At 71.7% G+C, this 24,403-nt stretch carries 21 protein-coding genes; 8 read left to right on the forward strand and 13 right to left on the reverse strand.

Annotated features, from left to right (window positions below):
- Positions 1–61: 61 nt before the first annotated feature.
- The 5 genes from ACGFWE_RS33755 to miaA all read right to left on the reverse strand — a co-directional run bounded on the left by ACGFWE_RS33755 (position 62) and on the right by miaA (position 7,198).
- The gene (locus ACGFWE_RS33755) at positions 62–1,588 is read right to left on the reverse strand and encodes a M1 family metallopeptidase (protein ID WP_352382375.1); all 1,527 of its coding nucleotides are present in this window, start codon (positions 1,586–1,588) and stop codon (positions 62–64) included.
- Positions 1,589–2,176: 588 nt separating this feature from the next.
- Entirely contained in the window at positions 2,177–4,417 is a 2,241-nt protein-coding gene (locus tag ACGFWE_RS33760) for a RelA/SpoT family protein (protein WP_393603856.1), read from the reverse strand.
- Between the two features lie 287 nt (positions 4,418–4,704).
- Entirely contained in the window at positions 4,705–5,574 is an 870-nt protein-coding gene (gene dapF / locus ACGFWE_RS33765) for a diaminopimelate epimerase (RefSeq protein WP_352382379.1), read from the reverse strand.
- Positions 5,575–5,648: 74 nt separating this feature from the next.
- Positions 5,649–6,152, reverse strand: coding sequence for a hypothetical protein (locus ACGFWE_RS33770; protein WP_352382577.1), 504 nt, complete (start codon positions 6,150–6,152; stop codon positions 5,649–5,651).
- A gap of 107 nt (positions 6,153–6,259) precedes the next feature.
- Positions 6,260–7,198 (reverse strand): tRNA (adenosine(37)-N6)-dimethylallyltransferase MiaA, encoded by a 939-nt coding sequence (gene miaA, locus ACGFWE_RS33775; RefSeq protein WP_352382381.1) that lies wholly within the window; start codon positions 7,196–7,198, stop codon positions 6,260–6,262.
- Positions 7,199–7,382: 184 nt separating this feature from the next.
- Between miaA and ACGFWE_RS33780 the strand changes: the two genes are divergently transcribed.
- Positions 7,383–7,730 carry a hypothetical protein gene (locus ACGFWE_RS33780; RefSeq protein WP_352382383.1) on the forward strand — a complete coding sequence of 116 codons (348 nt, stop codon included), beginning with the start codon at positions 7,383–7,385 and terminating at the stop codon, positions 7,728–7,730.
- Positions 7,731–7,754: 24 nt separating this feature from the next.
- Positions 7,755–8,024 (forward strand): antitoxin, encoded by a 270-nt coding sequence (locus ACGFWE_RS33785; RefSeq protein WP_352382385.1) that lies wholly within the window; start codon positions 7,755–7,757, stop codon positions 8,022–8,024.
- Positions 8,025–8,165: 141 nt separating this feature from the next.
- Here ACGFWE_RS33785 and ACGFWE_RS33790 read toward each other — a convergent pair whose 3' ends face one another.
- The 3 genes from ACGFWE_RS33790 to miaB all read right to left on the reverse strand — a co-directional run bounded on the left by ACGFWE_RS33790 (position 8,166) and on the right by miaB (position 10,736).
- On the reverse strand, positions 8,166–8,885 hold the full coding sequence (locus tag ACGFWE_RS33790; protein WP_393603859.1) for a class III extradiol dioxygenase subunit B-like domain-containing protein: 720 nt from the start codon (positions 8,883–8,885) through the stop codon (positions 8,166–8,168).
- A gap of 16 nt (positions 8,886–8,901) precedes the next feature.
- Positions 8,902–9,129 carry a hypothetical protein gene (locus ACGFWE_RS33795; RefSeq protein ID WP_352382388.1) on the reverse strand — a complete coding sequence of 76 codons (228 nt, stop codon included), beginning with the start codon at positions 9,127–9,129 and terminating at the stop codon, positions 8,902–8,904.
- 80 nt (positions 9,130–9,209) lie between these two features.
- Complete coding sequence (miaB, locus tag ACGFWE_RS33800) at positions 9,210–10,736, reverse strand: tRNA (N6-isopentenyl adenosine(37)-C2)-methylthiotransferase MiaB (protein ID WP_390000099.1); 1,527 nt, start codon at positions 10,734–10,736, stop codon at positions 9,210–9,212.
- A 145-nt stretch (positions 10,737–10,881) separates the two neighbouring features.
- Between miaB and argG the strand changes: the two genes are divergently transcribed.
- Positions 10,882–12,336, forward strand: a complete 1,455-nt coding sequence (gene argG / locus ACGFWE_RS33805) for an argininosuccinate synthase (RefSeq protein WP_352382392.1) — start codon at positions 10,882–10,884, stop codon at positions 12,334–12,336.
- Between the two features lie 46 nt (positions 12,337–12,382).
- Here the strand turns inward: argG and rutA are convergent, their stop codons facing one another.
- Positions 12,383–13,456: a pyrimidine utilization protein A gene (rutA, locus tag ACGFWE_RS33810; protein ID WP_352382394.1), complete on the reverse strand. Its 1,074-nt coding sequence runs from the start codon at positions 13,454–13,456 to the stop codon at positions 12,383–12,385.
- Between the two features lie 169 nt (positions 13,457–13,625).
- Between rutA and ACGFWE_RS33815 the strand changes: the two genes are divergently transcribed.
- Positions 13,626–16,514, forward strand: coding sequence for a SpoIIE family protein phosphatase (locus tag ACGFWE_RS33815; RefSeq protein WP_352382396.1), 2,889 nt, complete (start codon positions 13,626–13,628; stop codon positions 16,512–16,514).
- Positions 16,515–16,613: 99 nt separating this feature from the next.
- The gene (locus ACGFWE_RS33820; RefSeq protein ID WP_393603863.1) at positions 16,614–17,033 is read left to right on the forward strand and encodes a hypothetical protein; all 420 of its coding nucleotides are present in this window, start codon (positions 16,614–16,616) and stop codon (positions 17,031–17,033) included.
- Here ACGFWE_RS33820 and ACGFWE_RS33825 read toward each other — a convergent pair.
- Together ACGFWE_RS33825 and ACGFWE_RS33830 are read right to left on the reverse strand one after the other, a co-directional pair.
- Positions 17,020–17,673 carry a response regulator transcription factor gene (locus ACGFWE_RS33825; RefSeq protein ID WP_352382400.1) on the reverse strand — a complete coding sequence of 218 codons (654 nt, stop codon included), beginning with the start codon at positions 17,671–17,673 and terminating at the stop codon, positions 17,020–17,022. The genes ACGFWE_RS33820 and ACGFWE_RS33825 overlap by 14 nt on opposite strands.
- Positions 17,673–18,620 carry a HAMP domain-containing sensor histidine kinase gene (locus tag ACGFWE_RS33830; RefSeq protein ID WP_393603865.1) on the reverse strand — a complete coding sequence of 316 codons (948 nt, stop codon included), beginning with the start codon at positions 18,618–18,620 and terminating at the stop codon, positions 17,673–17,675. Before ACGFWE_RS33830 ends, ACGFWE_RS33825 begins: the two co-directional genes overlap by 1 nt.
- Positions 18,621–18,781: 161 nt before the next feature.
- Between ACGFWE_RS33830 and ACGFWE_RS33835 the strand changes: the two genes are divergently transcribed.
- The 3 genes from ACGFWE_RS33835 to ACGFWE_RS33845 all read left to right on the forward strand — a co-directional run bounded on the left by ACGFWE_RS33835 (position 18,782) and on the right by ACGFWE_RS33845 (position 21,929).
- Positions 18,782–19,267, forward strand: coding sequence for a cation:proton antiporter regulatory subunit (locus ACGFWE_RS33835; protein ID WP_280862222.1), 486 nt, complete (start codon positions 18,782–18,784; stop codon positions 19,265–19,267).
- A gap of 4 nt (positions 19,268–19,271) precedes the next feature.
- Entirely contained in the window at positions 19,272–20,495 is a 1,224-nt protein-coding gene (locus ACGFWE_RS33840) for a cation:proton antiporter (protein WP_352382404.1), read from the forward strand.
- A 438-nt stretch (positions 20,496–20,933) separates the two neighbouring features.
- The gene (locus tag ACGFWE_RS33845) at positions 20,934–21,929 is read left to right on the forward strand and encodes a TAXI family TRAP transporter solute-binding subunit (protein WP_352382406.1); all 996 of its coding nucleotides are present in this window, start codon (positions 20,934–20,936) and stop codon (positions 21,927–21,929) included.
- Here the strand turns inward: ACGFWE_RS33845 and ACGFWE_RS33850 are convergent.
- Positions 21,919–23,301 carry a HAMP domain-containing sensor histidine kinase gene (locus tag ACGFWE_RS33850; RefSeq protein WP_352382408.1) on the reverse strand — a complete coding sequence of 461 codons (1,383 nt, stop codon included), beginning with the start codon at positions 23,299–23,301 and terminating at the stop codon, positions 21,919–21,921. The genes ACGFWE_RS33845 and ACGFWE_RS33850 overlap by 11 nt on opposite strands.
- 260 nt (positions 23,302–23,561) lie before the next feature.
- Entirely contained in the window at positions 23,562–24,248 is a 687-nt protein-coding gene (locus ACGFWE_RS33855) for a response regulator transcription factor (RefSeq protein ID WP_352382410.1), read from the reverse strand.
- Between the last annotated feature and the right edge of the window lie 155 nt (positions 24,249–24,403).

Raw genomic sequence — 24,403 nt, forward strand, 5'->3', positions numbered from 1 at the left:
CCCGTGCCGCGCCGACCTGAAGATGGTCGCACGGCACGGGGCGTCTCGTCACCGGCTTATTTCACCGGTGCGCGGCGGGTGCCACGGCCTTCCAGTCCGGGTGGCCGGGCATCGGCGGGGTCTTCTCGCCGTAGAGCCAGTCGTGGAGGAAGCCGCCGAGGTCGCGTCCGGAGATCTCGGAGGCGAGGTGCACGAAGTCGGCGGTCGACGCCGTGCCGTCCCGGTGTTCCTGCACCCAGGCCCGTTCCAGCCTCTCGAAGGACTCGCGGCCGATCTCCTGGCGCAGGGCGTACAGGACCAGGGCGGCGCCGTCGTAGACGTTCGGCCGGAAGATGCTGATCTTCTGGCCGGGGTTGGGCGGCTTGGGCGCGGCGGGTGGTCCGCCGGCGGCACGCCAGCGGTCGGAGGCGCCGTACGCGGCCTTCATACGGGCATCAAGGGTGCGGCCCGCCTTGGCCTCCGCGTACAGGGCTTCGTACCAGGTGGCGTGTCCTTCGTTGAGCCACAGGTCGGACCAGGTGCGGGGGCTGACGCTGTCGCCGAACCACTGGTGGGAGAGCTCGTGGACCATGATCGACTCGACGTACCACTTGGGGTAGGCGGGCTCGGTGAAGAGATCCTTCTCGAAGAGGGAGAGGGTTTGGGTTTCCAACTCGAAGCCGGTGTCCGCTGCGGCCATGAGGAGGCCGTACGTCTCGAAGGGGTACGGCCCGACCTTGTCCTCCATCCAGGCGAGCTGGCCCGGAGTCTTCTTGAGCCAGGGTTCGAGCGCGGCGCGGTCCTTTGCGGGCACGACGTCCCGGACGGGCAGTCCGTGCGGTCCGTCGCGGTGCAGCACGGTGGAGCGGCCGATGGACACCTGCGCGAGCTCGGTGGCCATGGGGTGCCGGGTGCGGTACGTCCAGGTGGTGGCCCGGCCGACGCGGTCCACGTCCGTCGGCAGCCCGTTCGCGACGGCCGTGTAACCGTCGGGCGCGGTGACCCGGATGGTGAACATCGCCTTGTCGGAGGGGTGGTCGTTGCAGGGGAACACCAGGTGGGCGACGTCGGCCTGGTTGGCCATGGCGAGGCCGTCCGTCGTGCGTACCCAGCCGCCGTCCCGGTCCGCGGCGGAGACGGGGTCGCTCGTGTGCCGGACGGTGATCCGCATCCAGCTGCCGCCGGGCAGCGGCTCCTCGGGGGTGACGACGAGGTCCTCGCCCGCGCCGGTGAAGGCCGCGGGCCGTCCGTCGACCACGACCGACCGGACCTCGCCGTGCGCGAAGTCGAGGTTGATGCGGTCGAGCTCGGTCGTCGTCCAGGCGTCGATCGTGGTGACGGCCGTGAGCGGCTTGCTGTTGCTGCCGGAATAGGTGAAGGACAGGTCGTACGACGCCACGTCGTAGCCGGGGTTGCCGAGGTGCGGGAAGAGGCGGTCACCGACGCCGAGCGGCTCTGCCGGGGCGCTCGCGGCGAGCAGACAGACGGAGACGGCGGAGGCGAGCAGCGCGGCCGCCTTGCGCCGTCGGGCGTTTCCGGTACGGCGACGGAGGGCGTCGGGAGCGGGTCGGCCGGCGTGGGTGGGGTGCACGTGGGGGGTGAGCGGCATGGACCACCGCTACCAGCACGCGCGTGCGCCACGGCGGCGACGCGCGACCGGCCCACTCGAACGGGGTCCCCAGGCTCCATTGAGGAGACGCCTGCGGCCCTGTGGCCCGCCACGCGCGCGTGAAGGCGCGTCGAGCGATCCTCACGCGCGCGAAGGCCTGCGGACCGGACCGACCGGTCCCGCACGCGCGCGATGAGGGCCACGGGCGTCACCCGAGCTGGGCGCGATGGCGGGATGGCCCGGCTCGTCGGCGCAGGCGAAGGGTGACCAGAGGCCGGTGACGCGCAAGAGCCCTTCGGAGTGCGCGCAGGGCCTCGGCGACCAGCTCGGCCCGGCCGGGCATGCCCCCGGAGGCACCGACACCGTCCCGGAAGCGCCGTCCAAGGCATCGGCGCCGTCCTGCCGAGCGAGCTCGTGAGGCGTCGATCCCGGCGAACGAGCCACCCTGAGCGTCGGCCCTGGCCCGACGCGGCCCTCCAAGGCGTGGCCCTGATCCGACGCGCCCCCAAGACGGCACCACCGTCCCGGACGAAGGCAGGCCCACCCCAGAACGCCAACACATCCCAGGCGCAGCCCCCGCGCCGTGCCTCACACCCCCGGCGTCTGTGCCCTGCTCACGTCATAGACGCCCGCCACGTTCCGCATCGCTCTCATCAGGGCGGGCAGCTGGGCCGCGTCCGGGAGCTGGACCGTGTACGTGTGGCGAACACGCTGCTGGCTGGGAGGTTCGACGGTCGCGGAGACGATCTCGGCGCCCTCGCCGGCCATGGCCTCGGTGAGGTCGGCGAGGAGGTGCGGGCGGCCGAAGGACTCCGCGAACAGCGTGACCCGGCACTCGGCGGTGTCGCCCCAGCGAACGCCGACCTCCTTGCGCCCCGCATCCTTCATCCGGGTCACCGCGTCACACTCGACGCGGTGCACGGTGACCACTCCCCCGCGCACGGCAAACCCGGTGATCTCGTCGGGCGGTACGGGCGTGCAGCAGCCCGCCAGCCGTACGGTCGCGCCGGGCTGGTCGACGACGGCCACGGCGGCCTGGTCGTCGGGGCTCTGCGGCTCGCCGATGTTCCCGCCCACGCTGTCGGGCGTGTCCGCGGCCGACGGCTCCGCCGCGGAGGGCCGGAAGGAGTTGGCATCCCCCCGCGCGGCCTGCGCGGCCGGCGCGCCCTGTGCTTCCTCAGCCGTGACGCCGGTCGTTCCGCTCCGCTCCCCGGCCTCCTCCGACGCCTCGTGCGAGGGGTGTGTGGCGATCCACCGCTGGATGGCGATCCGGGCGGCGGGCGTGTGCGCGTGCTCCAGCCACTCCTTGGAGGGCTCGGCGGCCGGGTCCTGCCCCATGAGGAGCTGGACGGTGTCGCCGTCCCTCAGGACGGTACTCAGGGTCGCCAGACGGCCGTTGACGCGAGCGCCCAGGCACGCGTGCGCGTCCTCGCCGTACTGCGCGTACGCGGCGTCCACACAGGTCGCGCCCTCGGGCAGGCCCAGGGTGCCGCCGTCGGGCCGGAAGACGGTGATCTCGCGGTCCTGGGCGAGGTCCTCGCGCAGAGTGGACCAGAAGGTGTCGGCGTCGGGCGCGGCCGCCTGCCAGTCGAGGAGCCGGGAGAGCCAGCCGGGCCGGGTGGGGTCCACCCGCTCCTCGTCGGCGTTCGCGCTCTGCTCCTCCGAGGGGTCCGAGGGGGACGCGTACGGATTGCCGAGCGCGACCACGCCGGCCTCGGCGACCTTGTGCATCTGGTGGGTGCGGATGAGGACCTCGACGACCTGGCCGTCGCCGCGGGCCACAGCGGTGTGCAGCGACTGGTACAGGTTGAACTTCGGTACGGCGATGAAGTCCTTGAACTCCGAGACGACCGGCGTCATACAGGTGTGCAGTTCGCCCAGGACGGCGTAGCAGTCCGCGTCCTCGCCGACCAGGACCAGCAGACGGCCGAAGTCCGCGCCGCGCAGTCTGCCGCGCTTGCGGGCCGTGCGGTGCACGGAGACGAAGTGGCGTGGCCGGATGACGACTTCGGCCGGGATCCCGGCCTCGCGCAGCACACCCCGCACCTCGTCGGCGATCTCGGCGAGCGGGTCGTCCGCGCGGGACGCGTTGTCGACGATCAGCTCGCGCGTGTGCTCGTACTCCTCGGGGTGGAGGATCGCGAAGACCAGGTCCTCCAGCTCAGTCTTGAGGGCCTGGACGCCGAGGCGTTCGGCGAGCGGGATGAGGACGTCACGGGTGACCTTGGCGATGCGGGCCTGTTTCTCGGGGCGCATCACGCCGAGGGTGCGCATGTTGTGCAGCCGGTCGGCGAGTTTGATCGACATCACGCGGACGTCGTTGCCGGTGGCGACGAGCATCTTGCGGAAGGTCTCGGGCTCGGCGGCGGCGCCGTAGTCGACCTTCTCCAGTTTGGTGACGCCGTCGACGAGGAAGCGGACCTCGGCGCCGAACTCCTCGCCGACCTGGTCGAGCGTGACCTCGGTGTCCTCGACGGTGTCGTGGAGGAGGGAGGCCGTCAAGGTGGTCGTCTCGGCGCCGAGTTCGGCGAGGATCAGGGTCACGGCGAGCGGGTGTGTGATGTACGGCTCACCGCTCTTGCGCATCTGGCCGCGGTGCGAGGACTCGGCCAGGACCCAGGCGCGGCGCAGGGGCTCGAGGTCGGCGTCGGGGTAGTGGGCGCGGTGGGCCTCGGCGACGTGGCCGATGGCGTCGGGCAGCCGGTCGCGGGCGGCAGGGCCGAGCAGCGCGGCGCGGCCCAGGCGGCGCAGGTCGATCCGCGCCCGCCAACGGGCGGCCGGGCCTGCTACCGGACCTGGGGTCGCGGGGTTCGTCGCCTCCGCACTCATGGGCACCTCCGGCTGCGTGGACCGGCGGACGGGGTGCCCCATGGCGGACACGGCTCAGGGGATGGCATCTGTCCCCCGTCCGGGCCGGTGCTTGATGCTACCGAGCCCATCACGCCCACCTGACCGCCTCTCGGCGAGCGTGAAACGGATCACCCATTCGAGCGACGGTTTGCAGGTTTACGATTCCGCGCCACCTGACCTGCGACTGACCGTGAATCTGCATCGCACAAGGGGTCGAGGGCTGGGGATCCATGCCTCCGGCACTCTGATCTTTACGATTCATATGGTCAACGAACCGCGTTTTCAAGCCAGTCGGCGTCGATCTCGCCCTCGGCGACGATCACCGCGGGGCCAGTCATCTCGATCTCGCCGTCGGCCCGCTCGGTGATCACCAGGGTGCCGCCGGGCACGTCGACGGTGTACGTCGCCGGGCTGCCGGTGGCCGTCGGGTCGACGCCGTCCCTGCGGGCCGTGGCCACGGCGACGGCACACGCGCCCGTGCCGCAGGACCGGGTCTCGCCCGATCCGCGCTCGTGCACGCGCATGGCGACGTGGCGGGGGCCGCGGTCGACCACGAACTCGACGTTGACCCCGCTCGGGTAGGCGGTGGCCGGGCTGAAGGGCGGCGGGGAGTACAGGTCGCCGGCGTGCGCGAGATCGTCCACGAAGGCCACGGCGTGCGGGTTGCCCATGTTCACGTTCCGTGCGGGCCAGCTGCGGTCACCGACGCTCACCGTGACGTCCCCGGCGGGGAGCAGCGCCTTGCCCATGCCGACGGTGACGTCGCCGTTCTTCGCGATGTGCACGCTCTTCACGCCCCCGCGCGTGGCCACCGCGAGGTCGCCCTCGGTGACGTGACCGGCGCGCTGGAGGTAGCGGGCGAAGACGCGTACGCCGTTGCCGCACATCTCCGCGACGGAGCCGTCGCCGTTGCGGTAGTCCATGAACCACTCGGCCTCCCCGGCCAGGTGCGCGGCCTCGGGGTGCTCGGCGGACCGTACGACATGGAGCAGGCCGTCACCGCCGATGCCGGCCCGGCGGTCGCACAGGGCGGCGACGGCGGCGGGGGGCAGGGCGAGGGCGTTCTCGGGGTCCGGGACGATCACGAAGTCGTTCTCGGTGCCGTGGCCCTTGAGGAAGGCGATCCGGGTGCTCATGTCTCGATCGTACGGCGCGGGCCGGTGAGGGCTCGTCGCGCGATTCTCCACGCCCTCAGGAGCGACAAGCGCCTCTAGCGCAGCCTCGCCACTCGCCATACCGCCAGCACGATCACCAGTGCCACCAGCAGGGCGTATGCCGTCACGACCCGCCAGTCGGCCCTGCGGTCCTCGCCGCGCCGCGGCAGGCCCGGCCACGTGTAACCAACGCGGCGCGCGGCCATCATGCCCCAGCCGGCCGCGCAGGAGCAGATCAGCAGGCCCAGCATCGCGATCACCGCTCCGCTGTCACCGAAGTCGAAGGCCAGCGGGAAGGCGAACATCAGCGAGCCGACCGCGGCCAGCGAGATGATGGGGGCGAGCTGCCAGATCCGCAGACGGCGCTGTGGGCGCAGCTCGACCTCGACCTCTTCCCCGCCCGGGAACATCTCCTCGGGCTCGGGGCCGTCGGCGGTCACACCGCCCAGGGTGTCGTCGGGCCCGTCGGGGCTCAGACGCTCCGCGTCCTGCTCCGGTTCACCGCTCTCGACGGTGAGGGGCTCGGTGCCTTGTGCGGTGTCGCGAGGGCCGGCCTCCATCGCCACGCGCCCTCCCAACTCGGACTCACTTGGTCGATCGAAGCTCGATGATGGCACGCCGCCGGAGGCCGGGATGGCGGCCGGAGCGTCCCGATGCCAGGACGTGATCAGGCTGTAACCGGTCGTTCGAGCAATGCCAGTGCGAGCTGCGGAAGTTCTGTGAGGTGCGCCGCAGCCCCACTCAACCAGTGCACCCGTGGATCGCGCCTGAACCATGAATCCTGACGGCGCGCGAAGCGTTTCGTGGCACGGACGGTCTCGACCCGCGCGTCCTCCATCGTGCACTCCCCCGAGAGCGCCGCGAGCACCTGTTGGTACCCGAGCGCGCGCGAGGCCGTGCGCCCCTCGCGCAGCCCTCGCGCCTCCAGCTCCCGCACCTCGTCCACGAGGCCCGCCTCCCACATCCGGTCCACCCGGCGCGCGATGCGCTCGTCGAGCTCGGGCCGGGCGACGTCGACGCCGATCTGGACGGTGTCATAGACGGAGTCGTGACCGGGGAGGTTGGCGGTGAAGGGTTTGCCGGTGATCTCGATCACTTCGAGAGCCCGGACGATACGGCGGCCGTTGCTGGGCAGGATCGCCCGCCCGGCCTCGGGGTCGGCGGCGGAGAGGCGGGCGTGCAGCGCGCCGGAGCCGCGCAGGACGAGCTCCTCCTCCAGCCGGGCCCTGACGTCGGGGTCGGTGCCGGGGAACTCCAGGTTGTCGACGGCCCCGCGGACATACAGGCCGGAACCGCCGACGAGGATCGGCCAGCGGCCCTCGGCGAGCAGTGCGTCGATCCTCGCGCGGGCCAGCCGCTGGTACTCGGCGACGGACGCGGTGACCGTGACGTCCCAGATGTCCAGGAGGTGGTGCGGGACGCCGTCGCGTTCCGGGGGCGTCAGCTTGGCGGTGCCGATGTCCATCCCTCGGTAGAGCTGCATGGAGTCTGCGTTGACGACCTCGCCTCCCAGTCGTTGGGCGAGGAAAACGCCCAGATCGGACTTTCCGGCCGCGGTGGGTCCGACGACGGCGATGACACGGGGGGCGGGGGGTGTGCTGCTCACCGCCCCAGTCTCGCAAACCTCGGGCTGCCACCTCGAACGAGTTACGTGACGGCCCGGGCCCGGGGTCGTTGCCAGTTGCGTGGTTTCCGCCGCCCTGTTCAAAGGAGGCGGCGATCCGGATGGCGCAAACGGGCGCACCGGACGACGCGGGATTTCCCCCGCACGCGTAACGTATGGAGTGGATATGGGCGTTTTCGCACGACTTCTCCGCAGGTCGAAGGCTACGGAGGAGGCGTCAACCGCCGAGACGCAGGCCGACACCCCGACGGCCGAGCCCGCGGCGGAGGAGGCGGCAGAAGCGAAGGGATCGACCGACGCCACGGCCGTGGCCGGCACTCGGACCGAGGCCGAGGGCGAGACGCAGGTCGAGCCGCAGGCCGAGGTCGGCGAGACCGTCGCGGCAAAGGACACGGACGGATCGACGGCGGCGGAGGCCGTCGAGGACGCCGGCGCCGAGAGCGTCGAGATCCCCAAGCAGCAGTCCGCCGACGAGGCGGCCGATCATGAGGCCGGCGAAGGCGCCCGCACGTAACTGTCCCGCGTGGGAAGGCAAGCGATGGGTCTCCTGGACAACTTCAAGGCCAAGCTCGGCCCGGCCAAGGGCAAGGTCTCCGGCCTCGCGCAGCAGCACGGGGGCAAGATCCAGCACGGTCTCGACAAGGCCGCAAAGGCCGTGGACGAGAAGACCAAGGGCAAGTACAGCGACAGGATCCAGACCGGCACGGGCAAGGCCAAGGACGCCATGGACCGACTCGCGCGCAGCGACGGAACAGAGGGACCGGGGGGCGGCAGCGCGCCCCCGACCTCACCGCCGCCGGCTTCCTGAACGGCAGCACGGCACACCGACGGACGGCCGCGGGGCAGGACGCCCCGGGCCGTCCGCCGTTTGCCGGGCCCCGCCCAGGACTTGCGTACAGGCCCGTACGGGCGCTGCGTGCCTCGTGGTCTCGCGGCTCTGCGACGGCCGTCAGGACCAGGTCGCGACCACGTACCCCACGCCGTACGGAGCGTCCTCGTACAGCAGCGAGCCGCCGAGGCCCGCGCCCTCCGCCGCACCCGCGAGGACCTGCCAGCAGGCCCGGCCGGAGGCCTTCAGTTCGTACGCCAGCTCGGCGTCCAGCGCTCGCAGGGCCGCCACGTCGGCCGTACCCAGAGCGCGCGCGACCTCTGCGTCGAAGGGAGCCGCGCGCTCGTCGAGGTAGCCGGGTGCCTTGAGCGTGCGGCAGGCGCTGGCGTCGCCCATCACCAGCAGCGCCACCCGCTCGGCCCGGGCGGCGATGTCCCTTCCGGTCCTGATACACCGCTCGGGCTCCAGAGGTTCCCCCACTCCGAGTCCCTCGATCGGGGCGTCGGACCAGCCGGTGCGCTCCAGCAGCCAGGCGGCGACGGCGAGGGAGGCCGGGAGCTCACGCTCGGACTCCGTGTCCCTCTCCGCGTCCCTGCCGAGCCGCACGTCGAGATCCACGCCGAAGCCACGGAAAGAGCCGCGGCTGCCCTCGGGGAACACCCCGCGCCCGCTCTGCTCCGCGGGTCCGACGACCACGAGCAGTGAGGGCCGAGAGGCGGCGAGCACGCCCAGCGCGTCCGTGCAGGCGGCTCGCGCGGCGTCCAGCTCGGGCGCGGCGCCCGCGGCGACCTCGGGGACGAGAAGAGGCGGGCAGGGGCAGACTGCGGCGGCGACAAGCATGATCAGGAGCCTATCGTCAGGGCTGCTTCGGGCCGGGTTCCGTGCTCCACACCAGCTCGGCCAGCTGGTAGGTCACGCCGAAGGTGGACACCATGCCCTTGATGTACGCGTAGTAGGCATCCCCGTCCCCGATCCGGTAGACCTCCCGGCGCTTCTGGCGCAGCCCGGAGCGCGGGCGATGCGTGCAGGCGATCTCGTAGAGACGGGCGCGGGCCTGCTCCCGGGTGCCCTCGAAGCGGGCCACCTCTTCGGAGCCGTCGTCGACCCCGCCCTCGGTACCGGCCTGTACGACGACGACCCAGCGCGCAGTGGCCCGGTCCCCGCTCAGTGCGCCACGCAGCCGCTCGTGGCCGCCGGCAGCGGCTCGGGAACCCCGATCTTCGGCAGGCCCAGCAGGACACCCGCGGGCTTGGCGGCCTCGGCCGCGTTCCGCTTCTCCCACGCGTCTCCCGCGCGCGTGCGGCGCACGTCGAGGACGGCGCCCTCGGCGAGGAGATGGTGGGGGGCGGCGTAGGTGATCTCGACCGTGACCACGTCGCCGGGGCGGACCTCCTGGTCGGGCTTGGTGAAGTGGACCAGGCGGTTGTCGGGGGCGCGGCCGGAGAGGCGGTGGGTGGCGCCGTCCTTGCGGCCCTCGCCCTCGGCGACCATGAGCTCCAGGGTGCGGCCGACCTGCTTCTTGTTCTCCTCCCAGGAGATCTCCTCCTGGAGGGCGACGAGACGCTCGTAGCGCGCCTGGACGACCTCCTTGGGGATCTGGTTCTCCATGGTGGCCGCCGGTGTCCCGGGACGCTTGGAGTACTGGAAGGTGAAGGCCTGTGTGAAGCGGGCCTCGCGGACGACGTGCATGGTCTGCTCGAAGTCCTCCTCGGTCTCGCCGGGGAAGCCCACGATGATGTCGGTGGTGATCGCCGCGTGCGGGATGGCGGCGCGCACCTTCTCGATGATCCCCAGGTAGCGCTCCTGGCGGTACGAGCGGCGCATCGCCTTCAGGACCGTGTCGGAGCCGGACTGCAGGGGCATGTGCAGCTGCGGCATGACGTTCGGCGTCTCGGCCATCGCCGCGATCACGTCGTCCGTGAAGTCGCGCGGGTGCGGGGAGGTGAAGCGGACGCGCTCCAGGCCCTCGATCGCGCCACACGCGCGCAGCAGCTTGCTGAAGGCCTCGCGGTCGCCGATGTCGGAGCCGTAGGCGTTGACGTTCTGGCCGAGCAGCGTGATCTCGGAGACGCCCTCGCCGACCAGCGCCTCGATCTCGGCGAGGATGTCACCGGTACGGCGGTCCTTCTCCTTGCCGCGCAGCGCCGGGACGATGCAGAAGGTGCAGGTGTTGTTGCAGCCGACGGAGATCGACACCCAGGCCGCGTAGGCGCTCTCGCGCCGGGTCGGCAGCGTGGACGGGAACGCTTCGAGGGACTCGGCGATCTCGACCTGCGCCTCCTCCTGCACGCGCGCGCGTTCCAGCAGGACGGGCAGCTTGCCGATGTTGTGGGTGCCGAAGACGACGTCCACCCAGGGCGCCTTCTTCACGATGGTGTCCCGGTCCTTCTGCGCGAGGCAGCCGCCGACCGCGATCTGCATGCCGGGCCGCGAGGCCTTGCGCGGCGCGAGCCGGCCGAGGTTGCCGTAAAGCCGGTTGTCGGCGTTCTCCCGCACCGCGCAGGTGTTGAAGACGACGACGTCCGCGTCCCCGTCGGAACCCTCGGGGGCGGGCACGTACCCCGCCTCCTCCAGCAGACCGGACAATCGCTCGGAGTCGTGGACGTTCATCTGGCACCCGTACGTGCGCACTTCATACGTTTTCGGAGATGAAACGTCCACTGCCGGGCTCCGGTCGCTGCTGATGGTCATGGGTCAAGGGTAGGCGCTTGCCGGAGCGGCACGGCCCGACCGCCCACGGCCGGCGCTGAGCGGTACGCCCCACGATGACGTGGATCACGTACGGGGCGACCAGGGGGGCTTTGCATGACCATACATGGTGATGCATAATCTTCCTATGTCCAAGGTCCTCACGTCCCTCCCCGCCGGCGAACGCGTCGGCATCGCCTTCTCCGGCGGTCTCGACACCTCCGTCGCGGTCGCGTGGATGCGCGACAAGGGCGCCATCCCCTGCACCTACACCGCGCACATCGGGCAGTACGACGAGCCCGACATCGACTCGGTGCCCGGCCGCGCGCAGGCCTACGGTGCCGAGATCGCGCGCCTCGTCGACTGCCGGGCCGCGCTGGTCGAGGAGGGCCTTGCCGCGCTCACCTGCGGCGCGTTCCACATCCGCTCGGGCGGGCGGGCGTACTTCAACACCACGCCCCTGGGCCGTGCCGTCACCGGCACGCTGCTGGTGCGGGCCATGATGGAGGACAACGTCCAGATCTGGGGCGACGGTTCGACCTTCAAGGGCAACGACATCGAGCGGTTCTACCGCTACGGCCTGCTCGCCAACCCGAACCTGCGGATCTACAAGCCCTGGCTGGACGCGGACTTCGTGACCGAGCTCGGCGGCCGCAAGGAGATGTCCGAGTGGCTGGTCGCGCACCAGCTGCCGTACCGGGACTCGACGGAGAAGGCGTACTCCACCGACGCCAACATCTGGGGCGCCACGCACGAGGCCAAGACCCTGGAGCACCTCAACACCGGCATCGAGACCGTCGAGCCGATCATGGGCGTCAAGTTCTGGGACCCGTCGGTCGAGATCGCGCCCGAGGACGTGACGATCGGCTTCGACCAGGGCCGTCCGGTGACCATCAACGGCAAGGAGTTCGGCTCCGCCGTCGACCTGGTCATGGAGGCCAACGCGATCGGCGGCCGGCACGGCCTGGGCATGTCCGACCAGATCGAGAACCGGATCATCGAGGCGAAGAGCCGCGGCATCTACGAGGCCCCCGGCATGGCCCTGCTCCACGCGGCCTACGAGCGCCTCGTCAACGCGATCCACAACGAGGACACCGTCGCCCAGTACCACAACGAGGGCCGGCGCCTGGGCCGTCTCATGTACGAGGGCCGCTGGCTGGACCCGCAGGCCCTGATGATCCGCGAGTCGCTCCAGCGCTGGGTCGGCGCGGCGATCACCGGCGAGGTCACCCTGCGTCTGCGGCGCGGCGAGGACTACTCGATCCTCGACACCACGGGCCCGGCGTTCTCGTACCACCCGGACAAGCTGTCGATGGAGCGCACCGAGGACTCGGCCTTCGGCCCGGTGGACCGGATCGGCCAGCTGACCATGCGCAACCTCGACATCGCCGACTCCCGCGCCAAGCTGGAGCAGTACGCGGGTCTCGGCCTCATCGGCACCGGCAGCCCCACGATCGGCGCCTCCCAGGCCGCCGCGACGGGCCTGATCGGCACCATGCCGGAACTGCCCGAGGGCGGCGCCGAGGCGATCGCCTCCCGCGGCGAGGTCTCGGAGGACGAGGCCCTGCTGGACCGGGCCGCCATGGAGTTCGGTACGGACTGAGTGACCTGTGCGGAAGGGGCCGGTGCGAGACAGCGCCGGCCTCTTCTCATGCCCGCCCCTCCCGCGACCGCATCAACGGCTGGATCCGCGTGCCGAACTTCTCGATCCCGTCGAGGAAGTCGTCGAAGACGAGCATGATCCCCTTGGTCCCCTCGACCCCGGCGATCTCGTCGAGCATGCGCGCGACACTCTCGTACGACCCGACGAGCGTCCCCATGTTGAAGTTCACGGCGCCCTCGGGCAGCACGATGGTGCGGGCCGTGGAGGAGTCGTCGGCGGTGGTGTCCGTGGCCGACTCCCCCGCCATGTAGGCCAGCGCCGCGCGGTCGGCGCCGTCGTGGTAGTCCTGCCACTTCGCGCGGGCGGCTTCGTCGCTCTCGTCGGCGACGACCATGAACAGGGACAGCGCGCCGACGTCCCGGCCGGTCTCCCGCGCCGCCTCCACGAGCGTGGCCGCGCTGTCCGCGAAGGCGAGCGGGGTGTTCACACCGCTGCCCAGGATGAAGTTGTAGTCGGCGTGCCCGGCGGCGAACCGCATGCCCGTGCCGCTCTGTCCGGCGGCCACGATGTCGATGTGCCCGTTCGCCGGCCGCGGTGAGAGCACGCAGTCGTCCATCTCGTAGAACTCGCCCTTGAAGTTGCTGACGCCCTCGCTCCACAGCTCCTTCATCACCGTCACGTACTCCTCGGCGCGCGCGTACCGGTTGCCGAAGTGCTCGTCGCCGGGCCAGACGCCCATCTGCGTGTACTCGCCGGGCGCCCAGCCGGTGACGATGTTGACGCCGAACCGCCCGGGGGCGATGGAGTCGACGGTGACCGCCATGCGGGCGACGATGGCCGGCGGGAGGGCCAGGATGGGCGTGGAGGCGTACAGCCTGATCCGCTCGGTGACCGCGGCCAGGCCCGCCATCAGCGTGAACGACTCCAGGCAGTGGTCCCAGAACTCGGTCTCGCCGCCGAAGCCCTTGAGCTTGATCATCGAGAGGGCGAAGTCGAGCCCGTGCTCCTCGGCCTTCTGCACGACCGCCTTGTTGAGCTCGAAGGTCGGCATGTACTGCGGGGAACTCTTCGAGATGAGCCAGCCGTTGTTGCCGATGGGGATGAAGACACCGATGTCCATGCCGCTCCTCATGATCGGAGACTGCCCGGTGCGACGGCACGGTACACGGCTGATATTTCGGCAACTTCCTGTGAAGTATGGGGAGTTGGGGTGAGAGAGTGCCGGGAAACAGCTTGTCGGAAACTGTGAAGCAGGTTTCGGACGGAAACGGGAACGATAAGTTCCCTCCATGAACGCGCGGCTCGCTCTCCTCGGCACGGTCACCCCTGGTGCGACCGAGAGCGAGGTCTTCCGGCTGGCGCTCGGGCACGCGGTCGGCGAGCTGAGCGCGCTCGGCGGGACCGTGCACCTGCGCGGCCCGATGTCCGCGCTGCGCCTGGTGTCGTCCGTCGGCCTGCCACCCGCCCTCACCCGCTCCTGGGAGATCGTCGACCAGGAGGGCCCCCTGGCCCCGGCCCGCGCACTTCAGCAGGGCGAGGGCGTCTGGGTACCGCTGTCCGAGGACGCGCATCAGGAGGCTCCCTGGCCCGGTACCGGCCTCGCCGCCCTGCCGGTCTTCAGCGGCCGGCGCAGCATCGGCGCGCTGACGGTCCTGGCCGGCGAGCGGGGCGAACCCACTGCGGAGCACTGGGACTTCCTGCGGGACGTCGTCGCCTGGGCCGAGGACCGCATGGCCCAGGCCCCGCCGCCGTCCGGCCCCTCCCAGGCGGAACTGGGCGGGGAACGGCTCCGGCAGGCCCTGAAGGAGGTTCAGGTCGGCTCCTGGGACTGGGACATCCGCAACGGTGACCTGATCTGGGACGAGGCCGCTCTGGCGCTGTACGGCACCCGCCCGGCCGACTTCACCGGCCGGATCGACAACTGGATGCGGATCGTCCATCCCGACGACCTGGCGCCCACGCTGGCAGCGGCGCAACGGGCCATCCTCGACCACAGCGTCTACGAGGCCGAGTACCGCGTACGGCGCCTGGACGGCACCTGGGGCTGGACGCAGGCCCGCGGCCGGGCCACCTACGACGAGCGGGGCGAGCCCCTCCGGATGATCGGGGTGGGCTGGGAGAGCAACGAGTCGCCCACCGCGCGCGGCGCCCTCAGCAGAGCTCTGAGACACATGAGCGACGGCTTCCTCGCGGTGGACGACGAGTGGCGGATCACCTTCGCCAACCTGGAGGCGGAACGCTTCCTCGGCTTCTCCGAGGAGGAGCTGTTCGGGCGCCTGCTGTGGGACCTGCCGGCCACCCGGCAGGTCCCGGGGCTGAAGGAGGGCTGTCTGCAGGCCGCGGCCGACGAGAGGTCCGCCGGGTTCGACGTGTACATCGCGGAGTGCCGGCGGCGACTGCACGTACGGCTGGTGCCGGGACCCGACGGCCGCACCCTCTACTTCCAGGACGTCACGGAGAAGCGCCGGCTGGCGCAGGAACGGCAGGCGGCGGAGCGGGCCGCGGCCGAGCGGGCGGTGCGGATCGCCGAGCTGACCACGGAGCTCGCCAAGGCGACGACCTCCCGGGACGTGGTCGACGCGGTCGCCCGCCGGGTGCTGCCGCCGTTCGCCGCCTCCGGGCTGATGGTCCAGGTCAGCGAGGGCGACCGGCTCCACCACGTCGGGGCGGTCGGCTACCCGCGGGACTTCGTGGCCCTCCTCGACAGCCGCCGCCGCTCGACGACCGGCGACCCGGCCTGGGACACCATCGCGTCCGGCCTCCCGCTGTTCATCTCCTCGGCGCGCGAGTACGCCACCCTCTATCCCGAACTCGCCGACTTCCCCACCCGCGGCGACAAGAAGTCCTGGGCGTTCCTGCCGCTGACGGCGTCCGGGCACACCTTCGGCGTCTGCGTGGTCTCCTTCGACCGCCACCGGGTCCTCGACGACGAGGAACGCGCGCTGCTCACCACGATCACCGCCCTGGTCGCCCAGTCCCTGGAGCGGGCCCGCCTCTACGACGCCGAGCACACCCGGTCCCGGGAACTCCAGCGCAGTCTGCTCCCCCAGGCCCTGCCCGACCTGCCCGCGTGCACGGCGGCCGCGCGCTATCTGCCGGCCGGGCAGGGCGCGGACGTGGGCGGCGACTGGTACGACATCATCCCGCTGTCCGGCGGACGGGTCGCGCTGGTCGTCGGTGACGTGATGGGCCACGGCCTGCCCGAGGCGGCCACCATGGGCCGGCTGCGCACCGCGGTGCACACCCTGGCCGACCTGGAGCTGCCGCCCGACGAGATCCTCGGCCACCTCAACGACATCGTCGGCGGCATGAGCGAGGCGTCGTACGCCACCTGTCTGTACGCGCTCTACGACCCGACGACCCGGGTCTGCTCCATCGCCCGGGCCGGCCATCCGCCGCCCGCTCTGGTACGGCCCGACGGAACCGTGCACTTCCCCGAGCCGGACGCCGATCCCCCGCTGGGCGCGGCCAAACCGCCGTTCGAGACAGCCGAGTTGGAGGTGCCCGAGGAGAGTCTGCTCGTGCTGTACACCGACGGTCTGGTGGAGTCGGCGAAGCGGGAGATCGACGAGGGAATGGCCGAGCTGGCGCGGCTGCTCGGCGCCGCCCACGCCGACGGGACCGCCGTAGACCTTGAACGGCTGTGCGACAGGCTGACGGCCGGTCTGCTGCCGGCGGACCAGCCGGCGGCCGACGACGCGGCGTTCCTGGTGGCCCGGCTGCACGCGCTGCCGGCCGACCGGATGGCCGCCTGGTCCCTGCCCGAGGACCCGAAGGCGGCGAGCCAGGCCCGCGGCCACGTCCGCGAACAGCTCGCGGCCTGGGACCTGGACGACCTGTCCGCCACCACGGAACTGCTGGTCAGCGAACTGGTGGGCAATGTCGTCCGGCACGCCCGCGGCCCGGTCCGGCTGCGCCTGCTGCACACCACCGAGCTGATCTGCGAGGTCTACGACGGCAGCCAGACCATGCCCCGGATCCGCCATGCCGCGGAGACCGACGAGGGCGGGCGGGGCCTCCAGCTCATCTCGGCGCTCTCCACCCGCTGGGGCGCCCGCTACACCCCCACGGGCAAGTGCATCTGGACGGAACAGTCCCTGCGGGGCCCGGCCGAGCCGGCGGACGTGCTCTTCCTCAACCCCGCGGACTTCGACGAGGACTGGGACGCGCTCCTGTGACGACGCGCGCCCGTTCGGCCCAGCTCGACGGGCCGGATGCCGGGCGCGTCCCTAGCGTCGTGGTGACGGCTGTTCCGGCCCCACCGAAAGGCACGACCCATGGGAATACGCATCACGCTCACCGGCGCCGCGCTGGCCGTCCTGGCCACCGCCGGACCGCTGACCGGCGTCGCACACGCACAAGGCGACCTGGACTGCGCCGACTTCCGCTTCCAGGAGGACGCGCAGGAGCAGTTCGACCTCGACCGCTCCGACCCCAACCGGCTCGACGAGGACCAGGGCCGGGACGACGGCATCGCCTGTGAGGTGCTGCCGCACAGGGGCGACACCGACGTGAGTGTGGCCACGGCGCTTCCGACCCTCGGTGTCCAGGGCGGTTCCGGAGGCAGTGTGGGCCCGGCCGGTTTCGAACGGGCGATCGGCGTGGCGCTGGCACTCGGCGGGGTCGGCCTCGCGGGCGCGTATGTGGTGCGCCGACGCCGGGCCACCCAGCCGCAGGCCCGACTCAAGGATCGATGAGCCCAGCCCGTATCGCGTACCGGGTCAGCTCCAGGCGGTCCCGCATCCCCAGCTTGTGCAGCAGGTTCGCGCGGTGCCGCTCGACCGTCTTCGCACTGATGAACAGCAGCTCGCCGATCTCCTTCGTGGTGTGCCCCTCGGCGACCAGCTTGAGGATCTCCTCCTCGCGTTCGGTGACGGCCCGCCTGGGCAGGTCGTCACCGCGGTGCAGCCGGTCCAGGTAGGAGCGGACGAGAGCCCGTTCGGCACCGGGGTAGACGAAGGACTCGTCGCGTACGGCGGCCCGGCACGCCTCGACGAGATCGCGGTCGGCGACGGACTTGAGCACATATCCGCTGGCCCCGGCCTTGAGCGCCTCGAAGAAGTACTGCTCGTTGTCGTACATCGTCAGGATCAGGATCCGCAGGTCCGGCAGCCGCCGGGACAGCTCGCGAGCCGCCTGGAGCCCGGTCATCCGCGGCATGGCGATGTCCAGTACGGCGAGATCGACCTCACGCGCGCGTGCCAGCTCCACCGCCTCCGCGCCGTCCCCCGCCTCGGCCACGACCGTGAGGTCCGGCTCCCCCTCCAGGATCAGCCGGACCCCTCGTCGTACGAGAGTGTGATCGTCGGCGAGCAGCACACGCGTCGGCTCCCGCATCAGCGCGCCCCCGCGGCGACCGGTATCCGCAACCGCACGTCCGTCCCCTGCCCGGGATCGGTCCGCACCGAGAACACCGCCCCGACCAGCAGCGCCCGCTCCCGCATCCCCTGGATCCCGGCCCCTTCGGGCGCTCCGCCCAGCCCCTTGCCGTTGTCGCGCACGAGGAGTTCCACTCCCCCCGAAACCGGCTGGAGCCGCACCTCGGCACGGTCGGCGGCGGAGTGCCGCGCGGTATTCGTGAGCCCCTCCTGGGCCACCCGGTAGACGACCAGCTCCGACTCCTCGGTCAGCCGGGGCAGCTCGCCGCCGACGTGGTGGCGCACGGTCAGCCCGTGCGTGGTGAACTCGGCCGCGAGCGACCGCAAGGCGCTCGGCAGCCCGAGTTCCTCCAGCACCCCGGGCCGCAGCCGCCGCGCGATCCGGCGGATCTCCTCCAGGCCGGCCCGGGTCGCCTCCTGCGCCTGCCCCACTTCCTCCCGCAGCTCCGCCGGCGCCCGGTCGGCGACCCGCTTCAGCTGGAGCAGAACGGCGGTCAGCGTCTGCCCCACCTCGTCGTGGAGTTCGCGCGCGATGCGATGGCGCTCCCGCTCCTGCGCGGAGAGCGCGTGGGCCGCGCCGGTCGCGCGCTCGGCCTCCAGCCGGTCGAGCATGGTGTTGTACGTCGTGATCAGCGCGGCCGTCTCGGAAGGACCGGAGACGGGGGCACGCACCCCGGGGCGCAGCAGATCGGCCGCTGCCATGGCCCGCCCCAGCCGCCGCAGCGGGACGAGCCCGACCCGCAGCACGAGGGCGTTGGCGACCAGCAGCAGGGCGAGCCCTCCGAGGACGATCACGGCCTCCTCCCGCCGGACGGGCGTCGACACGGTGACCGGCCCCAGCAGCAGCGCGGTGGCGACGACGAGGCCCGCGGCGTTGAGCGAGAAGATCCGCCAGAACAGCGACACGGCCCTGCCCTCACTCCTCCCGTCCGACGCCCGAGGCCCCAGCCTCGCCGGTCCCGGCCGCTCGCGTATATCCGTCACGTCACCCATATCGCCACCGTACGGGGGCCTGGCAGCATGCGAACCCGGCACCCGTGATCACACGAACTGCAAGGGGAAGAAACGTGTCTGCTCCACGCCTGAGGGCGACGCCGCTGCCGGGAATCGGGGTCCAGTACGACCTCATGACCCGCGAGGACCGCCATCTCTCCGTGGTGGCGCACCGCGACGGTGCCCGCACGGTGAGCGTGTACCGGGCCGACGACCCCGACTCCTGCGCCCAGTCACTGCGCCTGACGGGTTCCGAGGCGGGCGCCCTGATCGACGCACTCAAGCCCTCCCACCACAGCGCGAGCCTCCTCTACACCTCCGACCTCGGCCTGGTGGCCGAGCGCGTCGAGGTGGCGGCCGGCTCCCGCTGGAACGGCCGGGTCCTGGGCGACACGAAGATGCGCACGGACACCGGCGCGTCCGTCGTGGCGGCCCTGCGCCGGGCCGAGGCGATCCCGTCGCCCGCACCGGACTTCCGCCTGGCGGGCGGCGACATCCTCATCGTCGTGGGCACCCGCGAGGGCGTGGACGCCGCCGCGGCGATCCTCGGGCGGGAGTGAACGCGTGCACTCCGCGGTCCTCCTGATCGAGTTCGGCTCGATCATCCTCGGCCTGGGTCTCCTCGGCCGTTTCGCCGCCCGTTTCCGCCTCTCCCCCATCCCCCTCTACCTCCTGGCCGGCCTGGCCTTCGGCGAGGGCGGCCTGCTCCCCCTGGGCGCGAGCGAGGAATTCGTCTCCATAGGCGCCGAGATAGGCGTCATCCTCCTGCTCCTGATGCTCGGCCTCGAATACACCGCGGGCGACCTGGTCACCAACCTCAAGGCCCACTACCCCTCGGGCCTGGTCGACGGCGCCCTGAACGCCCTCCCGGGAGCGGCGGCCGCACTGCTCCTCGGCTGGGGTCCGGTGGCGGCGGTGGTCCTGGCGGGCGTCACCTGGATCTCCTCCTCGGGCGTCATAGCCAAGGTCCTGGGCGACCTCGGCCGAGTCGGCAACAGGGAAACCCCGGTGATCCTCAGCGTCCTGGTCCTGGAGGACCTGGCGATGGCGGTCTACCTGCCCATCGTCACCGCCCTCGTGGCCGGAGCGGGCCTGCTGGCCGGGAGCCTGACCCTGGCGATCGCCCTCGGGGCGGCCGGCCTGGTCCTGTTCGTGGCGGTCCGCTACGGCCGCCTGATCTCCCGCTTCGTCTCGAGCGACGACCCGGAGAAGCTCCTCCTGGTGGTCCTGGGCCTGACGATCCTGGTGGCAGGCGTGGCCCAGCAACTCCAGGTGTCCGCAGCGGTGGGCGCGTTCCTCGTCGGCATAGCCCTCTCGGGCGAGGTGGCGGAGGGCGCCCACACTCTCCTGAGCCCCCTGCGCGACCTCTTCGCCGCGGTCTTCTTCGTCTTCTTCGGCCTCCACACGGACCCGGCGAGCATCCCCCCGGTCCTCCTCCCCGCCCTTGCCCTGGCCCTGGTCACGGCAGTCACAAAGATCGCTACCGGTTACTGGGCGGCCCGCCGAGCCGGAATCTCCCCCAAGGGCCGCTGGCGCACGGGCGGCGCGCTGGTGGCCCGCGGCGAGTTCTCGATCGTCATAGCGGGCCTGGCGGTCTCGGCCGGCATAGAACCCAACCTCGGCCCCCTGGCCACGGCCTACGTCCTCATCCTGGTCATCCTCGGCCCCCTCACGGCCCGCTACACAGAGCCCCTGGCGACGCGACTGACGGCCCACCGCGAGTCTCCGACGGCAGCGGAGAGCGGTTCGCGGGTGGCGGAGGCGTCGGTGGGGCGGGACGGGGCCTGAAGGGTTGGGCTGGTCGCGCAGTTCCCCGCGGTGCCGCTGCGCTGGGCTTTAGCGGGGCGCCTATGGGGGTGCCGGGTCAGGTCGTCGGGCGAGTGCGGGCCCGTGGGGGCTGGTCGCGCAGTTCCCCGCGCCCCTGGGTGGGACTCGTGCACCCGCGTACGGCGGGAAGGGGACGGGGTGGGGGGTGTCCGCCCGCAGCGGCCGGCGTCCGGCACCGAGCCCTGCCCAAAGGGACCGAGCCGCCGGACCGAGGACGGGCACCCCCCACCCCGGCACCGACCCACAACACACCGCACGCGCTACACCCGCCCCCACCGGACCGGAACAGGCCGCCGCAGGCATCCAGGGGCGCGGGGAACTGCGCATAACGCCCGCCCCCACCGAACCCGCACCCGAACCCGCTGGCCACCCCCCACCGCCCCTGGCAGGATCACCGCCATGCCCAAGCCGTTCCCCCGCCCCACCCGCCGCCAGGCGCTCCAGACCGCGGCCGCCACCCTCGTGGCCCTCGGCCTGCTCCTGTGGTGGCTGCTCCCGCTGGGCGAGACCCCCCCGACCGGCACGATCACCTTCAGCACGGGCACGAAGGCGGGCGTCTACCAGAAGTACGGCCGGCTCCTCCGCGACGAGATCCACAAGGACATGCCCGACCTGAAAGTGGAACTGGAGACCAGCGCGGGTTCCCAGGAGAACGTCAGACTCGTGGCGACCGGAAAGTCCGACTTCGCCATCGCCGCGGCCGACGCGGTGGAGACGTACCAGCACAACGGCGGCCCCGGCGCCGACCAGCTCCGCGGCGTGGCCCGCCTCTACGACGACTACGTACAGCTCGTCGTCCCCGCCGACTCGGACATCCGCACCCTGGCCGACCTGAAGGGCAAACGCGTCTCCATCGGCGCCCCCAACTCCGGCGTACGACTGATAGCGGACCGCGTGCTCAACGCCGCCGGCCTCGACCCGGACAAGGACATCCGGCCCAGCGCCCAGGGGATCGACACCGGCCCCAAGCTCCTCGGCCACGGTCTGGACGCGTTCTTCTGGTCCGGCGGCGTGCCCACTGACGGCCTCAAGCTGCTGGCCGAACGCTCCGCGTTCCGCTTCGTCCCGATCGAGCCCTCCCTCGTGGCGAAGCTGCACGCCGAGGGAGAGCCCACCCGCTACTACCGCGCCACCAACATGCCGGCGTCGGCGTACCCGTCCGTCCAGAACAACAGGACCGTCCCGACGATGGCCGTCTCCAACCTGCTGATCACCCGCAAGGACATGGACCCCGAGCTCACCCAGTGGCTGACCCGGACCGTGATCAAGAGCAGGGACGGCATCGGCCACGACGTCCACTCCGCCCAGCTGGTGGACGTACGGACGGCGATCTACACCGACCCGGTCCCCCTCCACGACGGCGCCCGCCGCTACTACCGCTCGGTCAAGCCGTAGGACGGCTGCGGGGCACGGAGACCGTCACCACCAGCCCGTGCGGCTCCTGGCGGCCGTACGAGATCGCCCCGCCCCCCGCGGCCAGCAGTGCCCGCGAGATGGACAGTCCGAGGCCGGACCCCTTGATGTTCTGGTGCCGCCCGCTGCGCCAGAACCGGTCGCCGACCCGCGCGAGTTCCTCATCGGTGAGCCCGGGTCCGCGGTCGGCGACGACGACCGTCGAGGTGTCCCCGTCAGCGGCGACCGCGACCTCGACGGTCTCACCCTCCGGAGTGAACTTGAGCGCGTTGTCGATGACCGCGTCGAGGGCGCTGGAGAGGGTGACGGGGTCGGCCCAGGCGGTGGTGGGCGGACAACTGCCCACGAGCCGTACTCCCTTGGCCTCCGCGGTGGGTGTCCAGGCGGCGACGCGTTCGGCGGTGAGTTCGCCGATGTCGGTGACTCTCAGGTCCGCCTCGGTGTGCTCGGCGAGAGCGAGGTCCAGGAGGTCGTCGAGGACCTGGGCCAGGCGTTTGCCCTCCGCCTGCACGGAGGCGATCTCGGCGTTCCCCTCGGGGAGTTCGAAGGCGAGCAGCTCGATACGGAGCAGCAGGGCGGCGAGCGGATTCCTCAGCTGATGGGACGCGTCGGCGACAAAGGCCCGCTGCTGTTCCAGGACGTCCTCGACGTTGTCCGCCATCTCGTTGAACGACCGTGCCAGGCGGCGGAGTTCGGGCGGCCCGCCGGCGACCGCGACCCGGGACTTCAGGGCCCCGCTCGCGATCGAGTGCGTGGTGGCGTCGAGGACCCGTACGGGCCTGAGCACCCAGCCGGTCAGCCGCAGCGCGGCGCCCACGGCCAGCAGCATGGCGGCGAGTTCGCCCGCGAAGATGACGAGCCAGTCGTGCAGGATCCGTGAACGCATGGGCCCGGTGGGCGAGTCGGTGACCACGACCGCGATGACGTCACCGTCCCGGATCACCGGCGAGGCGACGACCAGCCGGCCCCGCTGCCAGGGCCACACCTGCTTGGGGTCCTGGCTGCGGCGGCTGAGCAGGGCCTCGCCGAACGCGTCGCGCACCTCGCCCGTGTGGGGGAGGAACCAGCCGCGGGGCGCCGTGGCCATGGGTACGTCACCGTCGTAGAAGACACCGACGCGGATGCCGTAGACCTTGTAGTAGCTGGCGAGTTCGCTCTCCAGGGTCTCCAGGCGCTCGTCGGAGGCGTCGGTGACGAACTGGGCGAGCGCGGCGAAGTGCGCGGTGTCGTCGATCCGGTCGACGACGACCTTCTGCTGCTGCGCGGAGGCCACACCGATGGCGAGCGGCACACCCAGGGCCAGCAGTACGGCAGCCATGAGGACGATGAGCAGCGGAAGCAGACGTGTACGCACGACCCCGCCTACGCCCCGGACCGCGGCCGCGAGCCCCGGCACACACGGGCGGCACGTCGAGGTGCGGGCGGTACCGCACCCCGGCACGGCCGAACCCCGGCACCCGCACCGCCCTGTCCCCGACCCCGGCCACCCCCGCGGGCACCCTCACCGCCCGGCTCACCCGCGCCCACAGCCACCGTCCCTCACCCGACCCGTTTTCCTCCCCCGAGCCTCGCACAGCTCCGGGCCCCGAGGCGGCGCCCCCGCCCCCCACTGCCTCACACCCCCGGCGCCACCAACCGGTACCCGACCCCCCGCACCGTCTCGATCAGCGCCGGCATCCGCAGCTTCGCGCGCAGGGACGCCACATGTACCTCCAGCGTCCGCCCGGTCCCCTCCCAGCTCGTGCGCCAGACCTCGCTGATGATCTGCTCGCGCCGGAAGACCACACCGGGCCGCTGGGCGAGCAGCGCGAGGAGGTCGAACTCCTTGCGGGTGAGCTGGACGACCGTGCCGTCCACGGTGACCTGACGGGTCGGCAGTTCGATGCGTACGGCTCCGAGGACCAGCGCCGTGTCCGCGCCGCCGGGCGTGTCCTCGTGGACGGTGCGCCGGCTGACGGCATGGATGCGGGCGAGGAGCTCCCCCGTGTCGTACGGCTTGACCACATAGTCGTCGGCGCCGAGGTTGAGCCCGTGGATGCGGGAGCGGACGTCGGAGCGGGCGGTGACCATGATCACCGGGGTACTGGTGCGCTTGCGGATCTTTCCGCACACCTCGTAGCCGTCCTGGTCGGGCAGACCGAGGTCGAGCAGCACGACGCCGAAGCCGTCGCCCTCGGGGACGAGCGCCTGGAGTGCCTCCTCGCCGCTGCGGGCGTGCGTGACGTCGAAACCGTGCCGGGCGAGCACCGCGGAGAGCGCGGCGGCCACATGGTTGTCGTCCTCGACGAGGAGAAGTCTCACCCCGGCCCCCTTTTATCCATCGGACGTACTATCTGAATAGGCAGTGAACAGGTAGAAATATGCTTCCGCACGCGCGCGTGCGCACCGTGCAGTCATGCTGATGGATGAAGACGGCGTCAAGAGGATTCCGGTTGCGCCGGGGTTCCGTTACCCGG

The sequence above is a fragment of the Streptomyces sp. NPDC048523 genome, from assembly GCF_043199815.1.
GTDB lineage: Bacteria > Actinomycetota > Actinomycetes > Streptomycetales > Streptomycetaceae > Streptomyces.

Excerpts from the sequence above, each read along its gene's own strand:
- ACGFWE_RS33785 (WP_352382385.1), top strand. The coding sequence starts at position 7,755 with ATGGGTCTCCTGGACAACTTCAAGGCCAAGCTCGGCCCGGCCAAGGGC.
- argG (WP_352382392.1), top strand. The coding sequence starts at position 10,882 with ATGTCCAAGGTCCTCACGTCCCTCCCCGCCGGCGAACGCGTCGGCATC.
- ACGFWE_RS33820 (WP_393603863.1), top strand. The coding sequence starts at position 16,614 with ATGGGAATACGCATCACGCTCACCGGCGCCGCGCTGGCCGTCCTGGCC.
- ACGFWE_RS33815 (WP_352382396.1), top strand. The coding sequence starts at position 13,626 with ATGAACGCGCGGCTCGCTCTCCTCGGCACGGTCACCCCTGGTGCGACC.
- rutA (WP_352382394.1), bottom strand. The coding sequence starts at position 13,456 with ATGGACATCGGTGTCTTCATCCCCATCGGCAACAACGGCTGGCTCATC.
- ACGFWE_RS33790 (WP_393603859.1), bottom strand. The coding sequence starts at position 8,885 with ATGCTTGTCGCCGCCGCAGTCTGCCCCTGCCCGCCTCTTCTCGTCCCC.
- miaB (WP_390000099.1), bottom strand. The coding sequence starts at position 10,736 with ATGACCATCAGCAGCGACCGGAGCCCGGCAGTGGACGTTTCATCTCCG.
- dapF (WP_352382379.1), bottom strand. The coding sequence starts at position 5,574 with ATGAGCACCCGGATCGCCTTCCTCAAGGGCCACGGCACCGAGAACGAC.
- ACGFWE_RS33780 (WP_352382383.1), top strand. The coding sequence starts at position 7,383 with ATGGGCGTTTTCGCACGACTTCTCCGCAGGTCGAAGGCTACGGAGGAG.
- ACGFWE_RS33845 (WP_352382406.1), top strand. The coding sequence starts at position 20,934 with ATGCCCAAGCCGTTCCCCCGCCCCACCCGCCGCCAGGCGCTCCAGACC.
- ACGFWE_RS33770 (WP_352382577.1), bottom strand. The coding sequence starts at position 6,152 with ATGGAGGCCGGCCCTCGCGACACCGCACAAGGCACCGAGCCCCTCACC.
- ACGFWE_RS33755 (WP_352382375.1), bottom strand. The coding sequence starts at position 1,588 with ATGCCGCTCACCCCCCACGTGCACCCCACCCACGCCGGCCGACCCGCT.
- ACGFWE_RS33760 (WP_393603856.1), bottom strand. The coding sequence starts at position 4,417 with ATGAGTGCGGAGGCGACGAACCCCGCGACCCCAGGTCCGGTAGCAGGC.
- ACGFWE_RS33825 (WP_352382400.1), bottom strand. The coding sequence starts at position 17,673 with ATGCGGGAGCCGACGCGTGTGCTGCTCGCCGACGATCACACTCTCGTA.